The organism is Isoptericola sp. BMS4, from assembly GCF_011634835.1.
Lineage (GTDB): Bacteria > Actinomycetota > Actinomycetes > Actinomycetales > Cellulomonadaceae > Isoptericola.
Genome location: NZ_SIRP01000001.1, coordinates 3667365 through 3689174 on the forward strand (window position 1 = coordinate 3667365; position 21810 = coordinate 3689174).

Genomic DNA, 21810 nt, shown 5'->3' on the forward strand with positions numbered 1-21810 from the left:
GTCCGCTCGGCCGCTCGTTCCTCGCGGCCTCCTGCCAGGCCCAGCCAGCCTCGCGACAAGCACCCCCGCCCCTCCCCACGTGTGGTGGGCACACGGTCGTCCCCACCAGGACATCAGGCGGGCTGCGGGGTCTCCTCGGCGGCGGGGTCCTTGGCGGCCTTCCTCGCGGCACGGCGCTCGGCCCGGGCCTGCTTCTTGGCCCGGCGCCGCTCCTTGCGCCGCTCGATGAGCGAGTACAGCACCGGCACGACGAACAGCGTGAGCAGCGTCGAGGAGATCAGGCCGCCGATGACGACGAGCGCGAGCGGCTGGCTGATGAACGACCCGCCGCCGGTGAGCCCGATCGCCATCGGCGTCAGCGCGAAGATCGTCGCCAGCGCCGTCATGACGATGGGCCGCAGGCGCTTGCGGGAGCCCTCGCGCACGGCGTCGTCCATCGACCGCCCGCGGGCGCGGTACTGGTTGATGAGGTCGATGAGCACGATGGCGTTGGACACCACGATGCCCACGAGCATCAGCACGCCGATGAGGGCGGGGACGCCCAGCGGGACGTCGGCCGCGAGCAGCGCCAGGAGCGCGCCCGTGGCCGAGAACGGCACGGACACCAGCAGGATGAGCGGCTGCACCAGCGACCCGAAGGTCGCCACCATCACCAGGTAGACGATCGCGATCGCGGCGACCAGGGCGAGGCCCAGGTCGGCGAACGCGTCCGCCTGGTCGGCGGCGACGCCGCCGATCTCGACGCTCGCGCCGGCGGGCAGGTCGAGGGCGTCGACCTCCTGGGTGATCGTGGTCGACAGCGTGCCGACGTCCTGGGTCTCGGGCGTCACCGACACCGTGGCGGAGCGTTCGCCGTCGGTGCGGGAGATCGCGGTGGGGACGTCCACCTTCTCCACGGTGGCGACGTCGGTGAGCGGCACCGTCCCGGCGGCCGTCGGGACCTGGAGGTCCTCGATCTCGGACTGTGTGGCCGGGGCGTCACCGGTCTTCACGACGACGTCGGTCGGCCCGTCGCCGAGGTCGACCTGGCCGGCCGTCTCCTCGGGCTCCATGGCGGCAGCGACGATCCCGGAGACCTGTGTCTCGGTGAGCCCCGCCTCGGCGGCGGCCTCGCGGTCCACCTGGACCTGGACGACCTGCTGCGCGGCGGTGAGGTCGTTGCTCACCTCGGCGACGCCGTCCAGGCCGGACATGGCGTCGGTGACCTGCTGCGCGGCCTCGTCGAGCGTGTCGTCGTCCGTGGCGGTGACGGCCAGGTCGATCGTGGAGCCGCCGAACCCGGAGTCGCCGCCGGAGACGCTCACCTCGGTCGTGACGCCGCCCGTCAGGGGCTCGACGGCGTCGCGGATCTCGTCCTGCGCGGCGACGCCGTCGGCGTCGGCGTCGAGGGTGATCGAGAACGTCGCCTGCGCCGTGGACCCACCGCCCATGAAGGCGGCCTGCGCCGCGTCCCCGGAGCCGACCGTCGTCTGCACGGACTCGACAGCGTCGACGCCGGCGAGCGCGTCCTCGACCTCGCGGGCCGCGTCGTCCTGCGCCTCCAGCGACGCGCCGGTCTCGAACGTCTGCGTGACGGTGACGGTGTCCTGGCCGCTGTCGCCGATGAAGTTGGTCTCCAGGCGGGGCACCAGCGCGAGGGTGCCGCCCAGCACCGCGACGGCCACGACCAGCGTGACCCAGGGGTGGCGCAGCGCCGCGCCCAGGCTGGGCACGTACGCGCGCTGCCACAGGCCGCGGCGCTCCTTGCGCTCGGCGGCCTCGCGGACGCGCTCCGCCTCGTCGGGCGACGCCGGCACGGCCGGCGTCTTGACGAACCAGTACGCCAGCACGGGCACGATCGTCAGCGCGACGAGGAGGGAGGCGAGCATCGCGATCGCGACGGTCATCGCGAAGGGCCGGAACAGCTCGCCGACCATGCCGCCCACGAAGGCGATCGGGGCGAAGACGGCCACGGTGCAGATGGTGGAGGCGGCGATCGCGCCCCCGACCTCGCGCACGGCCGTGAGGATGGCGTCCTTCTTGTCCTCGCCGTACGACAGGTGTCTCTTGATGTTCTCGATGACGACGATGGCGTCGTCGACGACGCGGCCGATGGAGATCGTCAGGGCGCCGAGGGTGAGGATGTTGAGCGTGTAGCCGGTGAGGTTCATGACGAGGAACGTCACGGCCAGCGACAGCGGGATGGAGACCGCGGACACGAGGGTGGACCGCAGCGAGAGCAGGAACACCAGGATGACGAGCACCGCGAAGACGAGGCCGAGCCCGCCCTCGGTGGCCAGGCCCTCGATCGACTCCTCGATGAACGGTGCCTGGTCGAACACGACGGCGGTGGTCACGCCGGCGGCGTCGAGCTCCGGGCCGAGCTCGTCGATCGCCGCCTGGACCTGGTGCGAGACGTCGACGGTGTTGCCGTCGGGGGTCTTGGTGATGGCGACGCCGAGGGCAGGCTCGCCGTCGAGGCGGGAGTAGGACGTCGCCTCGACCGGGACGACCTTCACGGTCGCGACGTCGGACAGCGCGACCGGCTCGGGAAGCTGCGGCGGGGCCGCCGTCCCGTCGCCGATCTCGCCGGTGGTCCCGCCGGTCGGGTCGCCGGTCGCGGTCGCGCCGGGCGCCGCCTGGGCGGACGGGTCGGGCACGAGCGGCAGCGCGCGCAGCTCCTTGACGCTGTCGATACCGGAGCCCGCCTGGACCGAGTAGGTGACGTCGTCGTCGGTGATGGTGCCCGCGGGGAGCACCACGCCGTTGTCCTGCAGGACGGCGGTGACGTCCTGCGTGGTCAGGCCCGCGGCGGCGAGCTCGTCGGTGTCGACGTCGACGAGCACCTGGTCGGTCTCGCCGCCGGAGACGGCGACCGAGCGGACGCCGTCCAGGTCCTCGAGCGCCGGGACGACGACGCTGTCGACGGTGTCGGCGAGGTCGTCGGCGGGCAGCGAGTCGTCCGTCCCGGATGCGGCGAGCTGGATGACCGGCAGGTCGTCGAGCGAGCCCGTGACCACCTGCGGCTCGACGTCCTCGGGCAGCTGCGACTGCGTCCGTGTCACCGCGGTCTGCAGGCGCTGCGTGGCCGCGTCCATGTCCGTGCCGTACTCGAACTGGACGGTGGTGATCGAGCTGCCGGTCGACGCGGTGGAACCGATCTGCTCGATGCCCTCGACGGACTGGGCGGCGGCCTCGAGCGGCTCGGTGACCCGGGACTCCACCACCTCCGGGGACGCGCCGGGGTACGTGGCGACGACGGCGCCGGCCGGCAGCTCGAGGGACGGGATGAGCTCCTGCTTGAGGGAGCCCAGGCTCATGGCCCCGAAGACGAAGATCGCGAGCGTCGCCAGGGCGACGACGGCGCGGTTCGCCAGGGACAGGCGGGCAAGTCGGAACACGCACACTCCACAACGACGGTCGGCAGGACGGTGCACGACTCCGCTGTCGTGACGCACGGGCTGAACGGACGATACGCGGCGCCGGTTCCCGGGCACATCATCCGGAAGGAGGACATCGGCCCGCCGGACGGCGGACGGGCGCCGGGCGGCCGATGCCGCCCGGCGCCCGTGCGCGCCCGTCCTGCCCGGTCGTCCCCGAGCCTCAGAGCTCGGCCATGGCCTCCTCGGGCGTGCCCTCGACGGCGGCGGCGCGGCGGTTCCAGCGCGACCACAGCACGCGCTCCCCGAGCGGCCCGGCCATGCGGTGCGCCGTGACGAGGAAGACCACCACGCCGACAGCCAGCACGGCGACGCCGACCCAGTACGGCGCCGACGCCCCCACCGGGTGGAGCAGCCCCGCGATCACCGGCGCCGGTGCGGCGAAGCCCCAGCGCACGAGGTTGAACGCGCCGGTGGTCACCCGGCGGTCGGGGTCGCCGAGCGCCAGGGAGAGGTCGGTGAGGATGGCGTTGGCGATGCCCATGAAGACGCCCGCGACCACGAGGACGACGATCGACGCCGCCGTCGGCAGGCCGAGGGCGAGCAGCAGCGTCATCAGGAGCACGCCCCCGACCGCGACGCCGAGGGTCTGCACCGCGCCGATGGTGTGCGCCAGCTTGTGGCCCACCACGAGGATCCCGAACGCCAGCCCGAGGCCCCAGGCCGTGAAGACCAGGCCCAGGGGGACGACGTCGAGCCCCAGGAAGATCGGCGTGTAGCCGAGGATCACGAAGAAGACGAAGTTGTACGTGGCGGTCACGACGGCGAGCGCGAGGAAGGCGGGCTTGCGGAAGAGGCCGAACACCTGGCCGACCTTCAGCGTGGTGGGCTTCGTGGCCGGGTCCTTGAGCCGCGTGATCGAGACCGCCAGCGCCACGATCATGAACAGGCCGCAGGCGAAGAACGGCACGCGCCAGCTGATGCTGCCGAGCAGGCCGCCGATGAGCGGGCCGACGGCGAAGCCGAGGCCCACGCAGGTCTCGAAGATGCCCACCACCCACTCGCGGTCGTTCGCGAGGGAGACGAGCAGCACCATGGCGGTGGCGAAGAACATCGCGTTGCCGAGCCCCCAGAGGCCGCGCAGGGCGGCGAGCTGGCCGATGTTCGTGCTGAGCGCGGCGAGGATGGCGGCCACCGCGACGAGGGAGACGCCCGCGCCGAGGATCTTCTTGTAGCCGAACCGTCCGGTGGCGAGCACGGCGGGGATCATGCCGACGGCCATCACCGCGATGTAGGCGGTGAACAGGAGCTCGATCTGCCACGTCGTGGCGCCGATCTCCTCGCCGATGACCGGCAGGATCGGGTCGACGACGGCGATGCCGGCGATGGCGAAGAACGCGGTCAGCGCGGTGGCGTAGATGGCGGTCTTGTTCGGTTCGTTGCGTCTGGCGGGCACTGGCTCCTCGATCCCCCGCGGCGAACCGCGGGCCTCGGACGTCTCGGGACGGGTTCCGCCCCCGGTGCGCGTCGTGCGCCGGCGAGCCGTCGGCCCGCGGTCGTCGGAGGCAGATACCTGCATCACGCAGATAACTTCCTGTATCATACACCTATGACCGCTGCCCTGGGAAACAGTTCTCCCGACCAGGCGCCCGCCGACGACCGCGGCGGCGACGGCACGAGCGTCCTCGCCCGCGTCGAGCTCGGCCTGGCCCAGCTGCTGCGACGCGCCGAACGCACCGGGGCCGCCACGAGCGAGGGCACTCCCGTCCTCGACCGGTCCGGGTACCTGCTCCTGCACGCGCTGCACGAGGGCGGGCCCCAGCACGTCCGCACGCTGGCCGAACGGCTGGGCCTCGACGCGTCCACGGTCACCCGCCAGGTCGTCGCGCTCGAGCGCGCCGGCCACGTACGCCGGTCCCGCGATCCGCACGACGGGCGCGCCGTCGTCGTCGAGGCCACCGAGGACGGGCTCGACGCGTGGGCCGCGCAGCGCCACCGTCGTGGCGCCATGTACGCCACGGTCCTCGACTCCTGGTCCCTCGACGACCGGGCGCTCCTGGCAGACCTCGTCGAGCGGCTCAACTTCGACCTCGACGCCTACAAGCGCTCGACGTAGCGCCTGCTGACGCTTCCCGAGCGGGAAGCGTCAGCAGGCGCTACGTCGAGCCCGCCCGGGATCTGCCGTGGGCAGATGCGCTCCCGGCAGATCTCGCCACCTCGGCGGCGTCCGCGGGCGCACGGTGGACGCATGAGCACACCGACACCCACCGGAACCTTCGACGACCAGCTCGCCGCACGGCTGCTCCACCAGCGCATCGTCGTCGTCGGCAGCGAGATCGACGACGCCGTCGCCAACCGCGTCACCGCCCAGCTCCTGCTGCTGTCCGCGGAGGACCCACGGGCCGACGTCGCCCTGTACATCAACTCCCCCGGCGGCTCCGTCTCGGCCGGGCTCGGCGTCTACGACACGATGCGGCTGCTGCCGAACGACGTCGTGACGGTCGGCGTCGGGTTCGCCGCGAGCATGGGCCAGTTCCTGCTCACCGCCGGCACGAAGGGCAAGCGGTACGCCCTGCCGCACACCCGCGTGATGATGCACCAGCCGTCCGGCGGCATCGGCGGCACCGCCGTCGACATCGCCATCCAGGCGGAGAACCTCGAGCACACCAAGCGCGTGATGCACGAACTCACCGCCCAGCACACCGGCCGCACCGTCGAGCAGGTCGCCGCCGACAGCGACCGGGACCGCTGGTTCACCGCCGCCGAGGCGCTCGAGTACGGCATGGTCGACCGGATCGTCGAGTCCGTCGAGGACGTACGGCCCGCCGCGAGCGGTCGGAAGGCGGGGCTGTGATGAACGAGCGGATGCAGGGCTACACCATCCCGAACGTCGTCGAGAGGACGCCGCTGGGCGAACGGTACTCCGACGTCTTCAGCCGCCTCCTGCGAGAGCGCATCATCTTCCTCGGCACCGAGATCGACGACGGCGTCGCGAACGTCGTCATGGCGCAGCTCCTGCACCTGGAGTCCGAGGCGCCCGAGCAGGAGATCGGCCTGTACCTCAACTCTCCCGGCGGCTCCGCGACCGCGATGGCCGCCATCTACGACACGATGCAGTTCGTGCGGTGCGACGTCGCCACCACCTGCATGGGCCAGGCGGCGTCCGCGGCCGCGGTGCTGCTCGCCGCGGGCACGCCCGGCAAGCGGTCGGTGCTGGAGCACGCGCGGGTGATGCTGCACCAGCCGTCGTCCCAGGGGCAGGGCACCGTCTCCGACCTGGCGATCCAGGCCCGCGAGGTGCTGCGCCTGCGCGCCGAGACGGAGTCGCTCCTCGCGAGGCACACCGGGCAGACGACGGAGCGGCTGCGCGCCGACACCGACCGCGACCTCGTGCTCTCCGCCGCCGAGGCGGTCGAGTACGGCGTCGCGGACGCCGTCGTCACGTCGCGCAAGGCGCCGGCAGCGGCGGCCGCGTAGGCGCCGAGGGCCCGTTCCAGACGTGCAGGTCAGGCGATCTGCACGATCCAGCAGAGGTCGGTCGCGGCCATGGCGGCATCTGTCGCTGTGGTGGCGGATCGCCCCACGGCTGCGTCCGACGCGCGCCGTGGGGCCCGACCGGCGCCGGCGGCGATGCTGGACCGACTGGTCCACTATCGGTAGGATCACCCCGTGCCACGTCCACGTCAGTTCGATGAAGAGCGCGTGCTGTCGGCCGTGCAGGCGGCGTTCTGGGACAAGGGGTACGCAGGCACGTCGCTCGAAGATCTCCTGGTGGCCAGCGGGCTCGGCAAAGGGAGCCTGTACGGAGCATTCGGAGACAAGAAGAGCTTGTTCCTGCGCGTGCTGCGCATGTACGACGAGGCCAACGATCAGATGCTGCGCAGGCGGCTCGAGCACGCCGAGCGCGGCGTCGATGTCATCCGGGGCTTCATGACAGGGCCCGTGCGCGACCCCAGTGGCGAGCAGGCCCGCCGGGGTTGCCTGCTCGCCAACACGGCGATGGAGCTGTCGGTGAGCGTCGCCGAGGTGGCCGCGGAGGCGCGGCACAGCTACGCCTCGACCACTGCCGTGCTGGCCGACGCGGTACGACGAGCGCAGCGTGAGGGCGACGTGGCGCCCCGTCTCGACCCGGACGTCACCGCCCGCGCGGTGCTGGCCGGTCAGCTCGGACTGATCGTGCTCGGTCGAGTCGGCCAGGATCCGGCCGCGCTGTCGGCCATGGCCGAGGCCCTGCTCGCCGGCCTGCTGCCTGCGTCCTGAGCCCCTCCCACAGTGGTGCGCGACACAGTGCCACCCTGGTTATTGACCGCGCGGTCCATATAGGGCAAGTTATGGACCGTACGGTCAACAATCTGGGACGGGAGTTGTCATGAAGGCGCTGGAGGACAAGGTCGCGGTCGTGACCGGGGCGAACGCGGGTATCGGGCTCGCGATCGCGCGGGCCTACCGCGCCGAGGGGGCGCGGGTGTTCGTCGTCGGTCGTCGCCAGGCGCAGCTCGACGAGGTCGAGGCCGAGCTCGGGCCTGAGGTCACCGGGATTCGCTGCGACGTCGGTCGACTCGACGACCTCGACCGGCTCTACACGACCGTCGCCGAGCAGGCGGGCCGGATCGACATCCTGGTGGCCAACGCGGGGATCGGGATCCTTGCCCCGCTGGGCGAGATCACCGAGGAGCAGTTCGACGCCATGTTCACGACCAACGTCAAGGGCTCGCTGTTCACCGTGCAGAAGGCGTTGCCGCTGTTGTCGGCGGGGGCGTCGATCATCGTCACCGGGTCGACGGCGGGCTCGCGCCCCGAGCCCTACCTGCCCGTGTACGGGGCGACCAAGGCCGCGATCCGCAACCTGGTCCGCGGGTTCGCCCACGACGCCGGGGCGCGTCAGTACCGGATCAACGTACTCTCGCCCGGCGGTACCCGTACGCAGGGTCTGCAGGAGCTGGTCCCACCCGACGAGCTCGCTGCCGCTGAGGCCACGGTCCCGCTCGGCCGACTGGCCGAACCGGAGGAGATCGCCGCGGCAGCCGTCTTCCTGGCCTCCGACGCGTCCAGCTACGTCAACGGCTCGGAGCTCGCCGTGGACGGCGGCTCCGCCCAGGTCTGAGGCACGCGAGCGCACCACGCCGCACCAGCCGCGGCGGCCCTCTCACGCCGCCAGGACGACGGCGCCGCGGTCCGTCGCGCCGGGACCGCCGGCACGCACGCGGTGCGTGGCGCCCGGGCGGTCGGCGACGGAGGTCAGGGTGCGCACGCCGCGCTCCTCGCTCACCGCGGCGAGCGTGGCGTGCGCCTGCCCGACGAGGTCGACGAGCCGGATGTCGAGCGCGCCGCAGACGGCCGCCAGCACCTCGGACGACGCCTCCTTGCGGCCGCGCTCCACCTCGGACAGGTAGGCGGTGGACATGCGGGCCGCGGCGGCGACCTCCTGCAGCGTCCGGCCCTGCCGCAGGCGGGCACGCCGCAGGATCGCTCCGACCAGGTGCCGCAGCAGCGGCTCGCGCACGTGCTCCATGTCACGTCACGCTACCCGGGAGGCCTCCGCGGGTGCGGTGCCGGGCACTGCCGTTCCGCTACCGGCAGAAGGCGGCACGGCGCGGCCGGGCCGTGGCGCACGCCGCCGCGTGCTGCCCAGCAGCACGCCGCCGACGACGAGGACGGCGCCGGCGCCCTCGCCGGGCGTGACGGTCTCGCCGAGGACCAGCCAGGCCGCCGTCATCCCGACCACCGGCACGAGCATGGAGAACGGCCCGACGACGCCGGCGGGGTGGCGGGCCATGAGCCAGGTCCACACGCCCGAGCCGAGGATGGTGCCGATCAGCACCGTGTAGGCGAGGCCCAGGAGGGCGGGCACCGCGGCGGGGTCGTCGAACGACGTGAGCGATTCGCCGATCGCGGCGGGGCCCTCGACGAGCAGCGAGACGGCCAGCATGGGCAGCGGGGGGACCACAGACATCCACAGCGTGAGCCGCAGGGGGCTGGTGGGCTTCGCCTGCCGGTTGCAGACGTTGCCGATCGCCCAGCCGAAGGCGCCCGCGAGGGTGAGCAGGAACGGCAGGACGGTGGCGTTCTCGGCCCGCTGCCACGCCACCAGGGTCAGGCCCCCGACGGCGACGAGGATGCCGAGCACCTGGCGCCCGCTCACCCGCTCGCGCAGGAACGTCGCGCCGAGGATCACCGTGAAGGGGCCCGACATCTGCAGCACCAGGGAGGCCAGGCCCGCGGGCATGCCGGACGCCATCCCCCAGTACAGGAAGGCGAACTGCAGGGTGCCGAACCCGAGGCCGTAGCCGACGAGCCAGCGCACCGGCACCTGCGGCCAGGGGACGAACAGGACCGTCGGGACGGCGATGAGCGCGAAGCGCAGCGCGACGAGGAACATCGGCGGGAAGTGGCCGAGCGAGGCGTCGATGGCGAGGAAGTTCAGTCCCCACATCACGGCGACGGCGACGGCGAGAAGGCGGTGTCGTGCGGGCATGGCTCCACCCTCGGCCGCGCTGCCGTGAAGCACAAGCGAAATGTTGTTCACGATCCTTGTAGGGTGCCTTCATGGACGTGAGGCATCTCGAGCTCCTGCGCGAGCTCGCCGACCGCGGCAGCGTCACCGCCGTCGCCGCCGCCACCCACCGCACCCCGTCCGCCGTCTCCCAGCAGCTCAAGACGGCGCAGCGCGAGGCCGGCATGGCGCTCGTCGAGCCCGCCGGGCGCGGCCTGCGTCTCACCGAAGCCGGACGGCTGCTCGCCGAGGGCGGGGCGACGGTCGCGGCCGCCGTCGCGCAGGCACAGGCCCGTTGGGACGCCTACCGGGGCGAGCCCGCCGGCGAGGTGAGTATCGCCTCCCTGCCCAGCGCGGCCACGTTCCTCCTCCCGGGCGTGCTGCGCGAGCTCGCCGGCACCGCCCTGACCCTGCGGGTGGACGACGTCGACATCGCCGAGGCCGAGTACGGCCCCCTCGCCGCCGACCACGACGTGGTCGTCGCGCACAGCCTCACCAGCGTCCGCCCGGCGGGCTCCGACGGGCTCACCGTCGTCCCGCTCGCCCGCGAGCCCCTCGACATCGCGATGGCGTCCGACCACCCGCTCGCCCACCAGGACGTGGTCCGCGCGGCCGACCTCGTGGACCACACCTGGATCGGCGTCCCCGTCGGCTACCCCTTCGACACCGTCCGCCTCGCCGTCGAGCAGGCCACCGGCGCCGAGCTGCGGCTCGCCCAGCGGCTGCGCGACAACCGGCTCATCGAGGCGCTCGTCGCCGCCGGCGACAGGATCGCCGTCCTCCCCCGGTTCACGACGCCCACCGGCGGCGGCCTGGTGCTGCGCGAGCTCGTCGACGTCGCGTCCGCCCGGCACGTCTCCGCCGTCATGCGCCCCGACCGCGCGGAGCGGCTCGCCGTCCGCCACGTCGTCGAGGCGCTGCGCCGCGCCGGCGCCCGCGCCACCTGAAGGGCACGGGCGCCGACCCGCGGGGCTCACTGCGCCGGGGTCACGTCACGACTCGACACCGAACTGGACGAGCGAGGCCCCCACGGCCACCGCACGAACGCGCCCGCCATGACGATGGCAAGGAACGTGACCCTCGCGCCGAAATCGTCAAGAGCGCCCGACAGGAGCACGACGGCGATCGCGGCTGCTATCACTGCCAGAGCCACCAGGTCGACCCACCACCTTCGCCGCGCTCGGGCCCACGAGGCCGCGGCGGCGCCGACAAGCGCACAGAGCAGCGCGATCACGTAGGGCATCATCGGCAGTTCCCGTCGTGCGGAGTGGGTGCCCATGTTGCGAGCGGAGACAAGTCCCGGGTCAACACACCCGCAGACAGTATCCGGCGCAGTAGGCGCGGCGAACGAATGATGCGATCCGAGACGAGCCGGCGTGTCCCCACGCAGACAACCTCCCCGGACGTCGCCGCTAGACACCCATCATCCGGCTCCAGGTCCGCTCGGCGGCGTCGAGCCGCTCACGGGCGGCGCGGTACTTCTCGATGTCGACGCCCTCGGTGCTGGGGTCGTCGAGGACCCGGGCCAGGGCGTCGGCAGCCTCGCTGTACTCCTTGGTGACGTTCGCGTCCATCGAGCCACCGTCCCGCACCCCCGGGGGCCACGCCAGCGCGCGGGACGAGCACGCCACGGCGGACGCTCCTGGCGCCGGGTGCCCCCGCCCGGGTTCGAACCGGGACTGTGCCGGGTTTAAGCCGGCTGCCTCTGCCAGTTGGGCTACGGGGGCGGGACGCGAACGGGCGGCCCCGGTCGGCGGCCCGCCCTCGTCCGGCACCTCACGGTACCGAGCGGGAGCGGGAACGCCGGCCGGGGCCGCCCGTCGACGGCGTGGGCGCGTCAGCCCTTGGCGGCCCTGGCCGCGGACGACTCCGCCTTCTGCTCGACCTTCGTCGAGGAGCCCTTCGGCGGCACGGACGCCTGGCGGAACTCGTCGCGCGGGTCGTGCAGAGAGCCGAGGGAGACGATCTCGCGGCCCATGACGGCCTGCCCGATCCAGCCGACCATGATGCGGAGCTTGCGGTTGCCGGTCGGCATCGCCATGACGTGGTAGCCGCGGTGGGCGAGCCACGCGAGCGGACCGCGCAGCTTGAGGAAGCCGAACAGCTCCGCCACGCCCTTGTACAGGCCGAGCGACGCGACGACGCCGACGCTCTTGTGCTTGTACTCCTCGACGGGCTGGCCCTTGAGCTGGGCGACCATGTTGTCCGCGAGCTGCGTCGCCTCGCGGATCGCGTGCTGCGCGTTGGGCGGGCAGAACTGGCCCGGGTTGAGCACGTCCGGCACGGCGGCGCAGTCGCCCGCGCCCCACGCGTCCGGCACGACCTCGCCCGTGCCGTCCTCGCCCATGGTCGCGACCTGCAGGGTCGGCAGCACGGTCAGGCGGCCCATCTTGTCGACCGGCAGGTCGGAGTGGTCCTTGATGACCGGGTTCGCCTTGACACCCGCGGTCCACACGATCGTCTCGGTGTCGAACTCGACGCCCGTCGAGGTGACGACGTGGCCGCCCTCGCAGGAGGACAGGAACGTGTTGAGGTGGAACTCGATGCCGCGCTTCTTCATCTCCTCGAGCGCCCACAGGCCCATGGGCTCGGAGACCTCCGGCAGGATGCGGCCGGCGCCCTCGATCATCACGAAGCGCAGGTCCTCGGGGTCGATCGTCGGGTAGTTGCGCGTCGCGTAGCGCGCCATGTCCTCGATCTCGGCGAGGGCCTCGATGCCCGCGAACCCGCCGCCCACGAACGTGAAGGTCAGCATCCGCTTGCGCAGGTCGGCGTCCCAGGTGGAGGACGCGACGTCCATGCGGTTGAGCACGTGGTTGCGGACAGCGATGGCCTCCTCCACGTTCTTGAAGCCGATCGCGTTCTCCGCGAGGCCCGGGATGGGCAGCGTGCGCGACACGGAGCCGAGGCCGACGACGAGCTGGTCGTAGGAGACCTCGTAGTCCGGCCCCTCCTCGGGGTGGATCGTGATCTTCTTGTCGCCGTGCGCGACGCCCACGACCTTGCCCTGGAGCACGTCGATGCCCTTGAGGGCGCGGCGGTGCGGGGCGACGACGTCACGCGCGTCGATCGAGCCGGCGCCGGCCTCGGGCAGGAAGGGCGCGTACGTCATGTACGGGCGCGGGTCGACGACGACGATCGCCGCCTCGCGCTTCCCGAGCTTCTTGCGCAGGCGGCGCGCGACGTACAGGCCGACGGACCCGCCGCCGAGGACCACGACACGAGGCACCTTGCGGGGCTTGGGCGTCGGCGCGGGCGCGTCCTGGGCATGGGTGTCCGACGACAGAACGTTCTGAGGCATGCCCTCAGTCTACGACCGCGTTCCGGGCCCGCAGACCGGCCGTCCACGGTGCGGTCCGCCACACCCCTGGTCCCGGGCGTCGCCGCAGCTCAGCGCACACGACGTCGGGCCGGTGTCAGGCGAGGGAGAGCGCGATGCCGTCGAGGATGTCGCTCTCGCTCGTCACGACCTGCGTCAGCGACCCGCCCACGGCGGCGACGTCGTCGCGCACCCGCGCCACGACCTGCGACCAGACGAGGGCGCCGGCGCCGATGACGTCCGCGCGGCCGGGGTGCATGAACCCGAGCTCGAGGCGCTGCTCGCGGGTGCGGTGCAGCAGGTCGTCGCAGGCGGACAGCACGGCGTCGACGTCGAGGACGGCGCCGTGCACCCGCTCGCGGCGGTACTCGGGCAGCGCGAGGGCGTGCGCGGTCACGGACGTCACGGACCCGGCGAGCCCGACGAGGGTCGCGGTCCGGCCGAACGGTACGGTCCGCGCCGCGTGGTCGAGGGCGGCCCGGACGTCGTCGCGCGCGGCCTGCTCCTCGGCGGCGGCGGGCGGGTCGGAGTGCAGGTGCCGCTCCGTCATCCGCACGGATCCGACGTCGAGGGACAGCGCCGTCTCGGGCGCGTCCGTGCCGAGGACGAGCTCCGTGGACCCGCCGCCCAGGTCGACCACGAGGTACGGGCCCGGGTGCCGGTCGGCGACGCCCGCCGTCGCCCCGCGGAACGACAGCGCGGCCTCCTCGTCGCCGGAGACGACCTCCGGGTCGACGGCGACGGCGGCGCGGACGCCGTCGGCGAACTCCTGCCGGTTGCGCGCGTCGCGGGTGGCCGACGTGGCGACGAACCGCACGCGGGTCGCGCCCGCCTCGGCGATCACCTTCGCGTACTCCCGCGACGCCTCCAGGGTGCGGGCGAGCGCCTCCGGGGCGAGCTCGCCGGTGCGGTCCACGCCCTGCCCGAGGCGCACGATGCGCAGCTGCCGGTCGACCTCGGTCATGGTGCCGTCGGGGCCGACGTCCGCGACGAGGAGCCGGATGGAGTTGGTGCCGCAGTCGATGGCGGCGACCCGGGTGGTGTCGGAAGGGATGGGGCGTTCGGTCACGCGGTCACCCTCTCACCCGCCACCGACCATGCGCTTCCCGGGTGCCGAACATGTGGTTGGTCCGGGATTCGACGAACGAATCCCGGACCAACCACATGTTCGGCACCTCGGAAGGGCATGGTCAGCAGGTGCAGCGGTCGGGGCGCCACTGGTCGCGGACCAGCGCCAGGGCCTCGTCGCCGAGCGGGTTGACGCCCGGGCCGGCGGCCAGGGCGTGCCCCATGAGCACGTGGACGCACTTGACGCGCGTGGGCATGCCGCCGGCGGAGATGCCGTCGATCTCCTCGACGTGGCCCAGCTCGGCGCGCTGCGCGAGGTAGTGCTCGTGCGCGCGCCGGTAGGCCGCGGCGAGCTCGGGGTCCTCGCCGAGCCGCTCCGTCATCTCGCGCATCACGCCCTGCGCCTCCAGGCGCGATGCCGCCGCGACCGCCCCCGGGTGCGTGAGGTAGTACGTCGTCGGGAACGGCGTCCCGTCGGGCAGCCGCGGCGCGGTGCGCGCCACCAGCGGCCGGCCGCAGACGCAGCGCGCGGCGATGCCGACGACGCCGCGCGGGGGCCGGCCGAGCTGCTCGGCGAGCACCTCCAGGTCGCGGTCGGTGACGGCGGTCGGGTCGGTGCCGTCGTCGGCGGCGCGGGCGGGGGTCGGGTCGGTCACGACGGCTTCCTCGGGTGGGCGCGGGCTGGGCAGCCCCCATTGTCCCCCGGCGCCGGCCACCCGGCGGCGCCGCGCGGTGTCGCGGCCGTCACCACTCCGCGAACGAGCCGTCGGCGTGCCGCCACACCGGGTTGCGCCACCGGTGCCCGACGGCGGCCCGCTCGCGCACGTAGTCCTCGTCCACCTCGATGCCCAGGCCGGGGCCGCGCGGGATCTCGACCGACCCGCCGGAGTACGCGAACACCGACGGGTCGACGAGGTAGTCGAGCAGGTCGTTGGACGTGTTGTAGTGGATGCCCAGGCTCTGCTCCTGGATCACCGCGTTGTACGCGACGGCGTCGAGCTGCAGGCAGGCGGCGAGCGCGACCGGGCCGAGCGGGCAGTGCGGCGCGACGGCGACGTCGTACGCCTCGGCCATGGCCGCGATCTTGCGCACCTCCGTGATGCCGCCCGCGTGCGACAGGTCGGGCTGGATCACGTCGACGACGCCGGAGGCCAGCACGTCCCGGAAGTCCCAGCGCGAGTAGAGCCGCTCCCCCAGCGCGACCGGCGTCGCCGACGCCCGCAGCACGTCCGCGATCCCGCCGACGTGCTCGGAGAGCACCGGCTCCTCCACGAACATCAGGTGGTAGGGCGCCAGCGCGTCCAGCAGCACCCGCGCCATCGGCCGGTGCACGCGGCCGTGGAAGTCGACGCCGATGCCGACGTCGGGCCCGACGGCCTCGCGCACCGCGGCGACGTTCGCCACCACGCGCTCCACCTTGTCCCGGGTGTCGAGGTACTGCAGCTCCTCGGGGCCGTTCATCTTCACCGCCGTGAAACCCCGCCCGACGGCCTCGACGGCCGCCGCCGCCGTCTCGGCGGGGCGGTCGCCGCCGATCCACGAGTAGACCTTGATCCGGTCGCGCACCCGCCCGCCCAGGAGCTCGTGCACGGGAGCGCCGTGCGCCTTGCCGGCGATGTCCCAGAGCGCCTGGTCGATCCCCGCCAGGGCGCTCATGTGGATCCCACCGCCGCGGTAGAACCCGGACCGGTACAGCACCGTCCAGTGGTCCTCGATCCGGCGCGGGTCCTTGCCGACCAGGTAGTCGGCCAGCTCGTCGACGACGGCGGCCACGCTCGCGGCGCGGCCCTCCAGGATGGGCTCGCCCCAGCCCACCAGTCCCGTGTCCGTCTCGATCTTGAGGAAGAGCCAGCGGGGCGGGACGGCGAACGTCGTCAGCGAGGTGATCTTCACGGTGTCCTTCTCTGCTCGTCGTGGTGGCTCAGCGGGTGTGCTCGGTCCATGCGCGCACGAGCGCGGCGGCCCGGTCGGCGACGCCGGCCGGGGCGTCGCCGGGCCGGTACAGGGCCGTGCCGACGCCGGCGCCGTCGGCGCCGGCACGGGCCCACGCGCCCAGGGTGGTCTCGTCGACCCCGCCGACGGGCACGAGCCGCGTCCCTGCCGGTAGCACGCTCGCCCACGCGCGCATCCCGGACGTCCCCACGGTCGTGGCGGGGAAGATCTTCACGGCGGTGGCGCCGGCGTCCAGGGCGGCGAACGCCTCGGTGGGCGTCGCGGCGCCCGGGTAGCTCTCCAGGCCCCGGCGGACGGTCTCGGCGATCACGTCGGGGCGGGTGTTCGGGGAGACGACGAGCGAGGCGCCGGCGTCCGCGGCCCGCCGCACGTCGTCGGCCGTGAGCACGGTGCCCGCGCCGACGCGGGCGTCCGGGCCGGTGGCGGCGCGGATCCGGCGCACGGACTCGCACGGGTCGGGCGAGTTGAGGGGCACCTCGACGGCGTCGAACCCGGCGTCGAGGACGACGGTCGCGACGGCGGCCGCCTCGGTCGGCGTGACGCCGCGCAGGATGGCGACGAGCCCGGTCGCGGGCGTGGTCATGGCTGGTCCTCCGGGTGGGGTGCAGCGGGGGTGCGGGCGGCGGGCGGAGCGGGAACGAGGCCCGCGCCGAGGGCGACGTGCCACAGGCCACGGACCGCGACGTCGCCGTCGAGCGCCCGCACCGCCGCACCGTGCCGTTCCAGGGCGCGGCGATACCGGGCGACGACGGGCCCCTCCCCGCCGACGGCGACCTCGTCCGCCGGAGCCGTGCGCAGCGCGTGCCGCACCTCGGAGCCCACGAGCAGCCCCGAGAGGTGATCGGCCACGTCCGACGGCGCCAGCCGGCCGGCCTGGACCCGGGTGCGCGCGCCGAAGAGCAGCGTGAGGAGCCCGGCGTCGTCGCCGCGCTCGGCCTCGACGTCGAGCGCGCGGTCGAACGCGGGCGACGGCGCGTCGCCCGGAGAGCCGTCGGCGAGCCGCGACAGCACGCTGTCGCGCAGCAGCAGGCCGTAGACCTCGCCCGTCATGGCGGTGGAGAAGCCCGTGACCCGGGCGCCGTCCAGCCGCACCCACTTGGTGTGCGTGCCGGGGAGCACCACGGCCCGCGGCGGGTCGGCGCCCCCGGCGACCGCGCCCAGCAGCTGCACCTCCTCGCCGCGCAGCACGTCCGGGTCGGGCCCCGTGACCCGCAGCCCCGGCACCAGGTGGACGACGCCTCCCGCGACGTCCGCGGCGCCGTCGGCCGACGCGTCGACCGGCAGGGCGACCAGCCCGTCCGCCAGGTCCCCGAGGTCGGCCGGTACGTCCAGGTAGCCGGCGTCGGCCCAGCCGTGGTCGCTGCCCGCCATGCCGGCGCACACCACCGGCAGGCCGGGGTGCGTGCCGAACCAGTGCCCGCACCGGCGGGCGAACGTCCCGGCGAACGCGGCGGCGCGCTCGCCCGCCGTGCGCGCGCCCGCGGAGGTGCGCAGGGAGCCGTCGGGCGAGCGGACCTCGTCGAGCACGCGCCCGTCGCGGTCCAGGAGCCAGCCGCGGAACGTCGTCGTGCCCCAGTCCAGGGCGACGAGCGCGGCGCCGCGGGGGTGCACGTCGTCGGCCATGGACGGGACGCTAGGCCGCCGGCCACGACCGACCGCCACACTTCCCGATTATCGGGATAACGTCAGGGGATGGACGGCCCGCCGGACAGCCCGCCCGCGGGCACCCAGACCCTGGCGCGCGGCCTCGCCGTCGTCGGGGCCGTCGCGCGCGGGCACGACCGGCTGCGCGACGTCGTGGCGGCCACGGGTGTCGGCCGCAGCACCACGCACCGCCTGCTGCAGCTCCTGGTCGGTGCCGGGTACCTGCGCCGGTCCGGCGAGGGCCGGTACTCGCTCGGCCCCGTGCTCATCGAGCTCGGGTACCAGGCCCTGCAGGAGAACCCCGTCACCGTGGCCGCGGCGCCCGTGCTGCGCGACCTGGCCGCGCGGGTGCACGCCACCGTCCACCTCGCCGTCGAGGACCGCGGCCAGGTGCTCTACCTCGACAAGCTCCCCGGCCCCGACGGCGCGGCGATGCGGTCCGTGGTCGGGCACCGGATGCCGCTCACCCGCACGGGCATCGGCAAGGCCCTGCTGCTCGACTCCCCCGGCCGGTGGCGGGAGCGGTTCACGGCCGAGCGCCGGGCCGCCGACCCGCCCGCACCGGACGTCCTCACCCCGGACGGGTTCGTCGCCGTGATGAGCGAGGCCGCCCGCCGGGGCGTGGCCTACGACCTGGAGGAGAACGAGGCGGGCATCCTGTGCGTCGCCGCGCCCGTGCGCGACGCGACCGGCGCCGTCGCCGCCGCGATCAGCGTCTCCGCCGCGCGCCCGTCCATGCCGCCCGAGCGCCTCGACGCGCTGGCCCCCGTGGTCCTGCGCGCCGCGCGCCGCATCGAGGAGGGGCTGGCCCACCCACCCAGGTCACCGGCCTGACCCGGCCGGGCCGTCCGCGACCTGCACCGACTCCCACACCGACTGGTACCACGGCACGTCGGGGTCGCCGGCGGTGCCCACCGGCCCGGCGTCGACGGCCTGACCCGTGACGGGGTCGACGTCGGCCGCGCCCACCGCATCCGGGTCGATGACGCGCCACACCTGGTCGGACGGCATGACGAAGCTGAGGCGCGAGCGGGCCTGCTCCTCCACGTACGAGCGGTCGTCCCACCGGGCGAGCTCCTCGGTCAGCCGCTCCTGCTCGGCCTCGTGGGCCGCCAGCTCGGCACGCAGGTCGTCGAGCTCGCCCGCCTGCTGCACCGCCCCCCGCAGGGTCGGCAGCAGCAGCACCACGGCCAGCAGCACGACGACCGACAGCACCAGCAGCCGGACGGTCAGCACCTCCGGCAGCACCAGCCCGTAGCGGCTGCGGCGGCGGTCCTCGCGGGCCGGACCGCTCGGGCGGCGCGACCCCCGGCGGTCCGCCGCGCCCTTGCCGGAGGAGCCGCGCGACGCCCCCGCCTTCGACGACGACTTCGCGCCCGCCTTCGCCGGCTTCTTCGGCGACGGCCGGCCCCCCGACGTCGACGCCGGCCGCGCGGGCGGGGCGCCCACCGACCCGTTCGCCGTCGTCGTGGGGCGCGCCGCCGACCCGCGCGACGTCGTCCCGCGCGCACCGGACGGTCGCGACGCCGGACGGCGGGACGAGGGCGGGGTGGGACGGCGGGAGGGCACGTGACGATTCTGCCGACCCGCGCCGCCCCGGCCGTGGACCGCCGTCGGCGCGCCCGGACACGGGAGCCGATCGCGTCGGCAGGTCGCGTTCCGGTCGGCAGTCCGGACTGCCGCGGTGATGTCGTGCCCCGGGGACGACGACGGCCGGCCGCCCCCCAGGAGGGAGCGACCGGCCGCCGTCGACCGTGGGACGGTGTCAGCCCTGGAAGCGCGGGAACGCGCTGCGGCCGGCGTAGCGGCCGGCGTCGTCGAGGGCCTCCTCGATGCGCAGGAGCTGGTTGTACTTGTTGATGCGCTCGCCGCGGGCGGGGGCGCCGGTCTTGATCTGGCCGGCGTTCGTGGCCACGGACAGGTCCGCGATCGTGGTGTCCTCGGTCTCGCCGGAGCGGTGGGAGGTCATCGTCGTGAAGCCGTTGCGCTGCGCGAGGGTCACGGCGTCGAGGGTCTCGGTGAGCGTACCGATCTGGTTGAGCTTGACCAGCAGCGAGTTCGCCGACCTGCGCTCGATGCCCTTGGCCAGGCGCTCCGGGTTGGTGACGAACAGGTCGTCGCCGACGATCTGCACCTTGTCGCCGATGCGCTGCACGAGGGCGCTCCAGCCCTCCCAGTCGTCCTCGGCCAGCGGGTCCTCGATGGAGACCAGCGGGTAGTCCGCGACGAGCTGCTCGTAGTACTCGATCATCTCCGCGGCCTGGAGGGACTTGCCCTCGAAGGAGTACTTGTCGTCGTCGAAGAACTCCGTGGACGCGACGTCCAGGGCGAGCGCGACGTCGGTGCCCGGCGTGTAGCCGGCCTTCTCGATCGCGGTGATGATGAGGTCGAGCGCGGCGCGGTTGCTCGGCAGGTTCGGGGCGAAGCCGCCCTCGTCACCGAGACCGGTGGCCAGGCCCTCGGACTTCAGCACCTTCTTCAGCGCGTGGTAGACCTCGGCGCCCGTGCGCAGGGCCTCCTTGAAGGAGTCCGCGCCGATCGGCGCGATCATGAACTCCTGGATGTCCACGTTCGAGTCCGCGTGGGACCCGCCGTTGAGGATGTTCATCATCGGCACCGGCAGCACGTGGGCGTTCGGGCCGCCGACGTAGCGGAACAGGTCCAGGCCCGCGCTCTTCGCCGCCGCCTTCGCGACGGCGAGCGAGACGCCCAGGATCGCGTTCGCGCCGAGCTTCGCCTTGTTCGGGGTGCCGTCCAGCTCGATGAGCGTCTGGTCGATGATGCGCTGCTCCTCGGCGTCGTAGCCGATGAGCTCCGGGGCGATGTCGTCGATGACGGCGTTCACGGCGCCCTCGACGCCCTTGCCCAGGTAGCGGTCGGAGGCGTCGTCGCGACGCTCCACCGCCTCGAAGGCACCGGTCGAGGCGCCCGAGGGGACGGCCGCACGGGCGAAGGTGCCGTCGTCCAGCGCGATCTCCACCTCGACGGTGGGGTTGCCGCGCGAGTCGAGGATCTCGCGTGCTCCAACGGCTTCGATGCTTGCCACGGGTGCTCCTTCAGACGGGACCGCGGGCGACCGCGCGACCAGGCCCGGGCGGAGGTGCCCGGGGCCGCTGACGCCCGCGACGGTGCTGGGTTGACGCCCCCACCCTAAACCGGCGGCCCGGTACCGGTGCCCGTGACCGCTCAGCGGTCACCACTCCCGCTAGCGTGGGGTCGGTGGACGGGTTCTGGGACTTCGTCGGTTCCTTCTGGTGGCTGGTGTTCCCGCTGAGCGGGATCGTCGGCGGCTGGGTCAAGGGCGCGCAGAAGTGGGACGAGCGGCGTCGTCGCGACAAGATCGAGCTCTACCGCCTCAAGCACGCGGAGAAGGCCGCCGCGGCCGAGGCCGACGAGGCGCTCACCAGCGAGATCGAGCGGGTCACGGCCGAGCACGACGACACCGAGCGCCGCTGGCTCGACTACGAGCTCGACCCCTTCAAGGTGCTCGAGTACCCCGTCATGACCGACATGCGCGAGCAGGTCACCATCGCGTACCACCGCGCGCGCCGCGACGCCGGGTCGCTGCGCCCCGACGACCCGCGGGAGCTGCGCGACCGCCGGCGGCTCGACCGCTATCGCGAGGCGGTCCGCGAGTACCAGGTCGCGTTCGACGTCGCCGAGCGGGAGGCGCGGCGCCGCCGCGCCTCCGATTTCACCCCCGAGGAGCGGCGGGCCCTCGACCGGGCGAAGAAGCTCCTGGCCCTGGCCGACGACGAGGGTGCCACGCACGCCGAGCGGCAGTCCGCGTACCGGCGGGCCACGAAGGAGCTCGAGGGGATCCTCGCGCTGCCCGACGCCGCCACGGAGGCGCTGGAGCAGCGCATCGCGGGTGCGCTCGACGCCGCGCACGACCGCGCCCCGGAACCAGGGGCCCCGCCGCGGCACCGGAGCGACCCCACCTGACGCCGTCGTCCACGGGTGCGGAGACGGGG

The 21810-nt window shown here is 73.8% G+C and carries 22 protein-coding genes and 1 tRNA gene; 8 read left to right on the top strand and 15 right to left on the bottom strand.

The genetic code is table 11. The features are described 5' to 3' along the window. Positions 1-113: 113 nt before the first annotated feature. Together EYB28_RS16510 and EYB28_RS16515 are read right to left on the bottom strand one after the other, a co-directional pair. On the bottom strand, positions 114-3380 hold the full coding sequence (locus tag EYB28_RS16510; protein ID WP_166850071.1) for an efflux RND transporter permease subunit: 3267 nt from the start codon (positions 3378-3380) through the stop codon (positions 114-116). A 202-nt stretch (positions 3381-3582) separates the two neighbouring features. Then, positions 3583-4815, bottom strand: coding sequence for an MFS transporter (locus EYB28_RS16515; protein ID WP_205710946.1), 1233 nt, complete (start codon positions 4813-4815; stop codon positions 3583-3585). Between the two features lie 153 nt (positions 4816-4968). Here EYB28_RS16515 and EYB28_RS16520 point away from each other — a divergent pair, with 153 nt between their 5' ends. The 5 genes from EYB28_RS16520 to EYB28_RS16540 all read left to right on the top strand — a co-directional run bounded on the left by EYB28_RS16520 (position 4969) and on the right by EYB28_RS16540 (position 8463). After that, positions 4969-5475, top strand: a complete 507-nt coding sequence (locus EYB28_RS16520) for a MarR family winged helix-turn-helix transcriptional regulator (protein ID WP_166850073.1) — start codon at positions 4969-4971, stop codon at positions 5473-5475. Between the two features lie 132 nt (positions 5476-5607). Then, positions 5608-6213, top strand: coding sequence for a ClpP family protease (locus tag EYB28_RS16525; protein ID WP_166850075.1), 606 nt, complete (start codon positions 5608-5610; stop codon positions 6211-6213). A gap of 11 nt (positions 6214-6224) precedes the next feature. Continuing rightward, a complete protein-coding gene (locus tag EYB28_RS16530) occupies positions 6225-6836 on the top strand; it encodes a ClpP family protease (RefSeq protein ID WP_166852636.1) in 612 nt (203 codons plus the stop codon). Positions 6837-7028: 192 nt separating this feature from the next. Beyond that, complete coding sequence (locus EYB28_RS16535; RefSeq protein ID WP_205710947.1) at positions 7029-7619, top strand: TetR/AcrR family transcriptional regulator; 591 nt, start codon at positions 7029-7031, stop codon at positions 7617-7619. 109 nt (positions 7620-7728) lie between these two features. Then, positions 7729-8463 (top strand): SDR family NAD(P)-dependent oxidoreductase, encoded by a 735-nt coding sequence (locus EYB28_RS16540; protein WP_166850077.1) that lies wholly within the window; start codon positions 7729-7731, stop codon positions 8461-8463. Positions 8464-8505: 42 nt separating this feature from the next. Here EYB28_RS16540 and EYB28_RS16545 read toward each other — a convergent pair whose 3' ends face one another. Both EYB28_RS16545 and EYB28_RS16550 read right to left on the bottom strand, forming a co-directional pair. After that, positions 8506-8871 carry a helix-turn-helix domain-containing protein gene (locus EYB28_RS16545; RefSeq protein WP_166850078.1) on the bottom strand — a complete coding sequence of 122 codons (366 nt, stop codon included), beginning with the start codon at positions 8869-8871 and terminating at the stop codon, positions 8506-8508. A 6-nt stretch (positions 8872-8877) separates the two neighbouring features. Then, complete coding sequence (locus EYB28_RS16550; RefSeq protein ID WP_166850080.1) at positions 8878-9834, bottom strand: EamA family transporter; 957 nt, start codon at positions 9832-9834, stop codon at positions 8878-8880. Positions 9835-9905: 71 nt separating this feature from the next. Between EYB28_RS16550 and EYB28_RS16555 the strand changes: the two genes are divergently transcribed. Continuing rightward, positions 9906-10799: a LysR family transcriptional regulator gene (locus EYB28_RS16555; RefSeq protein ID WP_166850082.1), complete on the top strand. Its 894-nt coding sequence runs from the start codon at positions 9906-9908 to the stop codon at positions 10797-10799. A 26-nt stretch (positions 10800-10825) separates the two neighbouring features. Here EYB28_RS16555 and EYB28_RS16560 read toward each other — a convergent pair whose 3' ends face one another. The 9 genes from EYB28_RS16560 to EYB28_RS16600 form a co-directional block, all read right to left on the bottom strand. Next, the gene (locus EYB28_RS16560) at positions 10826-11086 is read right to left on the bottom strand and encodes a hypothetical protein (protein WP_166850085.1); all 261 of its coding nucleotides are present in this window, start codon (positions 11084-11086) and stop codon (positions 10826-10828) included. Positions 11087-11264: 178 nt separating this feature from the next. After that, complete coding sequence (locus EYB28_RS16565; protein ID WP_166850087.1) at positions 11265-11426, bottom strand: hypothetical protein; 162 nt, start codon at positions 11424-11426, stop codon at positions 11265-11267. Between the two features lie 79 nt (positions 11427-11505). Then, a tRNA-Leu gene (locus EYB28_RS16570) sits at positions 11506-11579 on the bottom strand. A gap of 110 nt (positions 11580-11689) precedes the next feature. After that, positions 11690-13153, bottom strand: a complete 1464-nt coding sequence (locus EYB28_RS16575) for an NAD(P)/FAD-dependent oxidoreductase (RefSeq protein WP_166850090.1) — start codon at positions 13151-13153, stop codon at positions 11690-11692. Between the two features lie 115 nt (positions 13154-13268). After that, the gene (locus EYB28_RS16580) at positions 13269-14240 is read right to left on the bottom strand and encodes a Ppx/GppA family phosphatase (protein ID WP_240930606.1); all 972 of its coding nucleotides are present in this window, start codon (positions 14238-14240) and stop codon (positions 13269-13271) included. Between the two features lie 121 nt (positions 14241-14361). Next, entirely contained in the window at positions 14362-14895 is a 534-nt protein-coding gene (locus EYB28_RS16585; protein ID WP_166850092.1) for a DUF501 domain-containing protein, read from the bottom strand. A gap of 88 nt (positions 14896-14983) precedes the next feature. Continuing rightward, on the bottom strand, positions 14984-16132 hold the full coding sequence (gene dgoD / locus EYB28_RS16590) for a galactonate dehydratase (protein ID WP_166850094.1): 1149 nt from the start codon (positions 16130-16132) through the stop codon (positions 14984-14986). Between the two features lie 28 nt (positions 16133-16160). Beyond that, positions 16161-16775: a 2-dehydro-3-deoxy-6-phosphogalactonate aldolase gene (locus EYB28_RS16595; protein ID WP_166850096.1), complete on the bottom strand. Its 615-nt coding sequence runs from the start codon at positions 16773-16775 to the stop codon at positions 16161-16163. Next, positions 16772-17815, bottom strand: coding sequence for a 2-dehydro-3-deoxygalactonokinase (locus EYB28_RS16600; protein WP_166850099.1), 1044 nt, complete (start codon positions 17813-17815; stop codon positions 16772-16774). The genes EYB28_RS16595 and EYB28_RS16600 overlap by 4 nt, the downstream gene beginning before the upstream one ends. Before the next feature lie 69 nt (positions 17816-17884). Here EYB28_RS16600 and EYB28_RS16605 point away from each other — a divergent pair, with 69 nt between their 5' ends. Further along, positions 17885-18670 carry an IclR family transcriptional regulator gene (locus tag EYB28_RS16605; RefSeq protein ID WP_166850101.1) on the top strand — a complete coding sequence of 262 codons (786 nt, stop codon included), beginning with the start codon at positions 17885-17887 and terminating at the stop codon, positions 18668-18670. Here the strand turns inward: EYB28_RS16605 and EYB28_RS20395 are convergent. Both EYB28_RS20395 and eno read right to left on the bottom strand, forming a co-directional pair. Then, the gene (locus EYB28_RS20395) at positions 18659-19405 is read right to left on the bottom strand and encodes a septum formation initiator family protein (RefSeq protein ID WP_240930607.1); all 747 of its coding nucleotides are present in this window, start codon (positions 19403-19405) and stop codon (positions 18659-18661) included. The genes EYB28_RS16605 and EYB28_RS20395 overlap by 12 nt on opposite strands. A 196-nt stretch (positions 19406-19601) precedes the next feature. After that, on the bottom strand, positions 19602-20882 hold the full coding sequence (gene eno, locus EYB28_RS16620; RefSeq protein ID WP_166850103.1) for a phosphopyruvate hydratase: 1281 nt from the start codon (positions 20880-20882) through the stop codon (positions 19602-19604). A gap of 173 nt (positions 20883-21055) precedes the next feature. Between eno and EYB28_RS16625 the strand changes: the two genes are divergently transcribed. Beyond that, a complete protein-coding gene (locus tag EYB28_RS16625; protein WP_166850105.1) occupies positions 21056-21781 on the top strand; it encodes a hypothetical protein in 726 nt (241 codons plus the stop codon). Positions 21782-21810 lie beyond the last annotated feature (29 nt).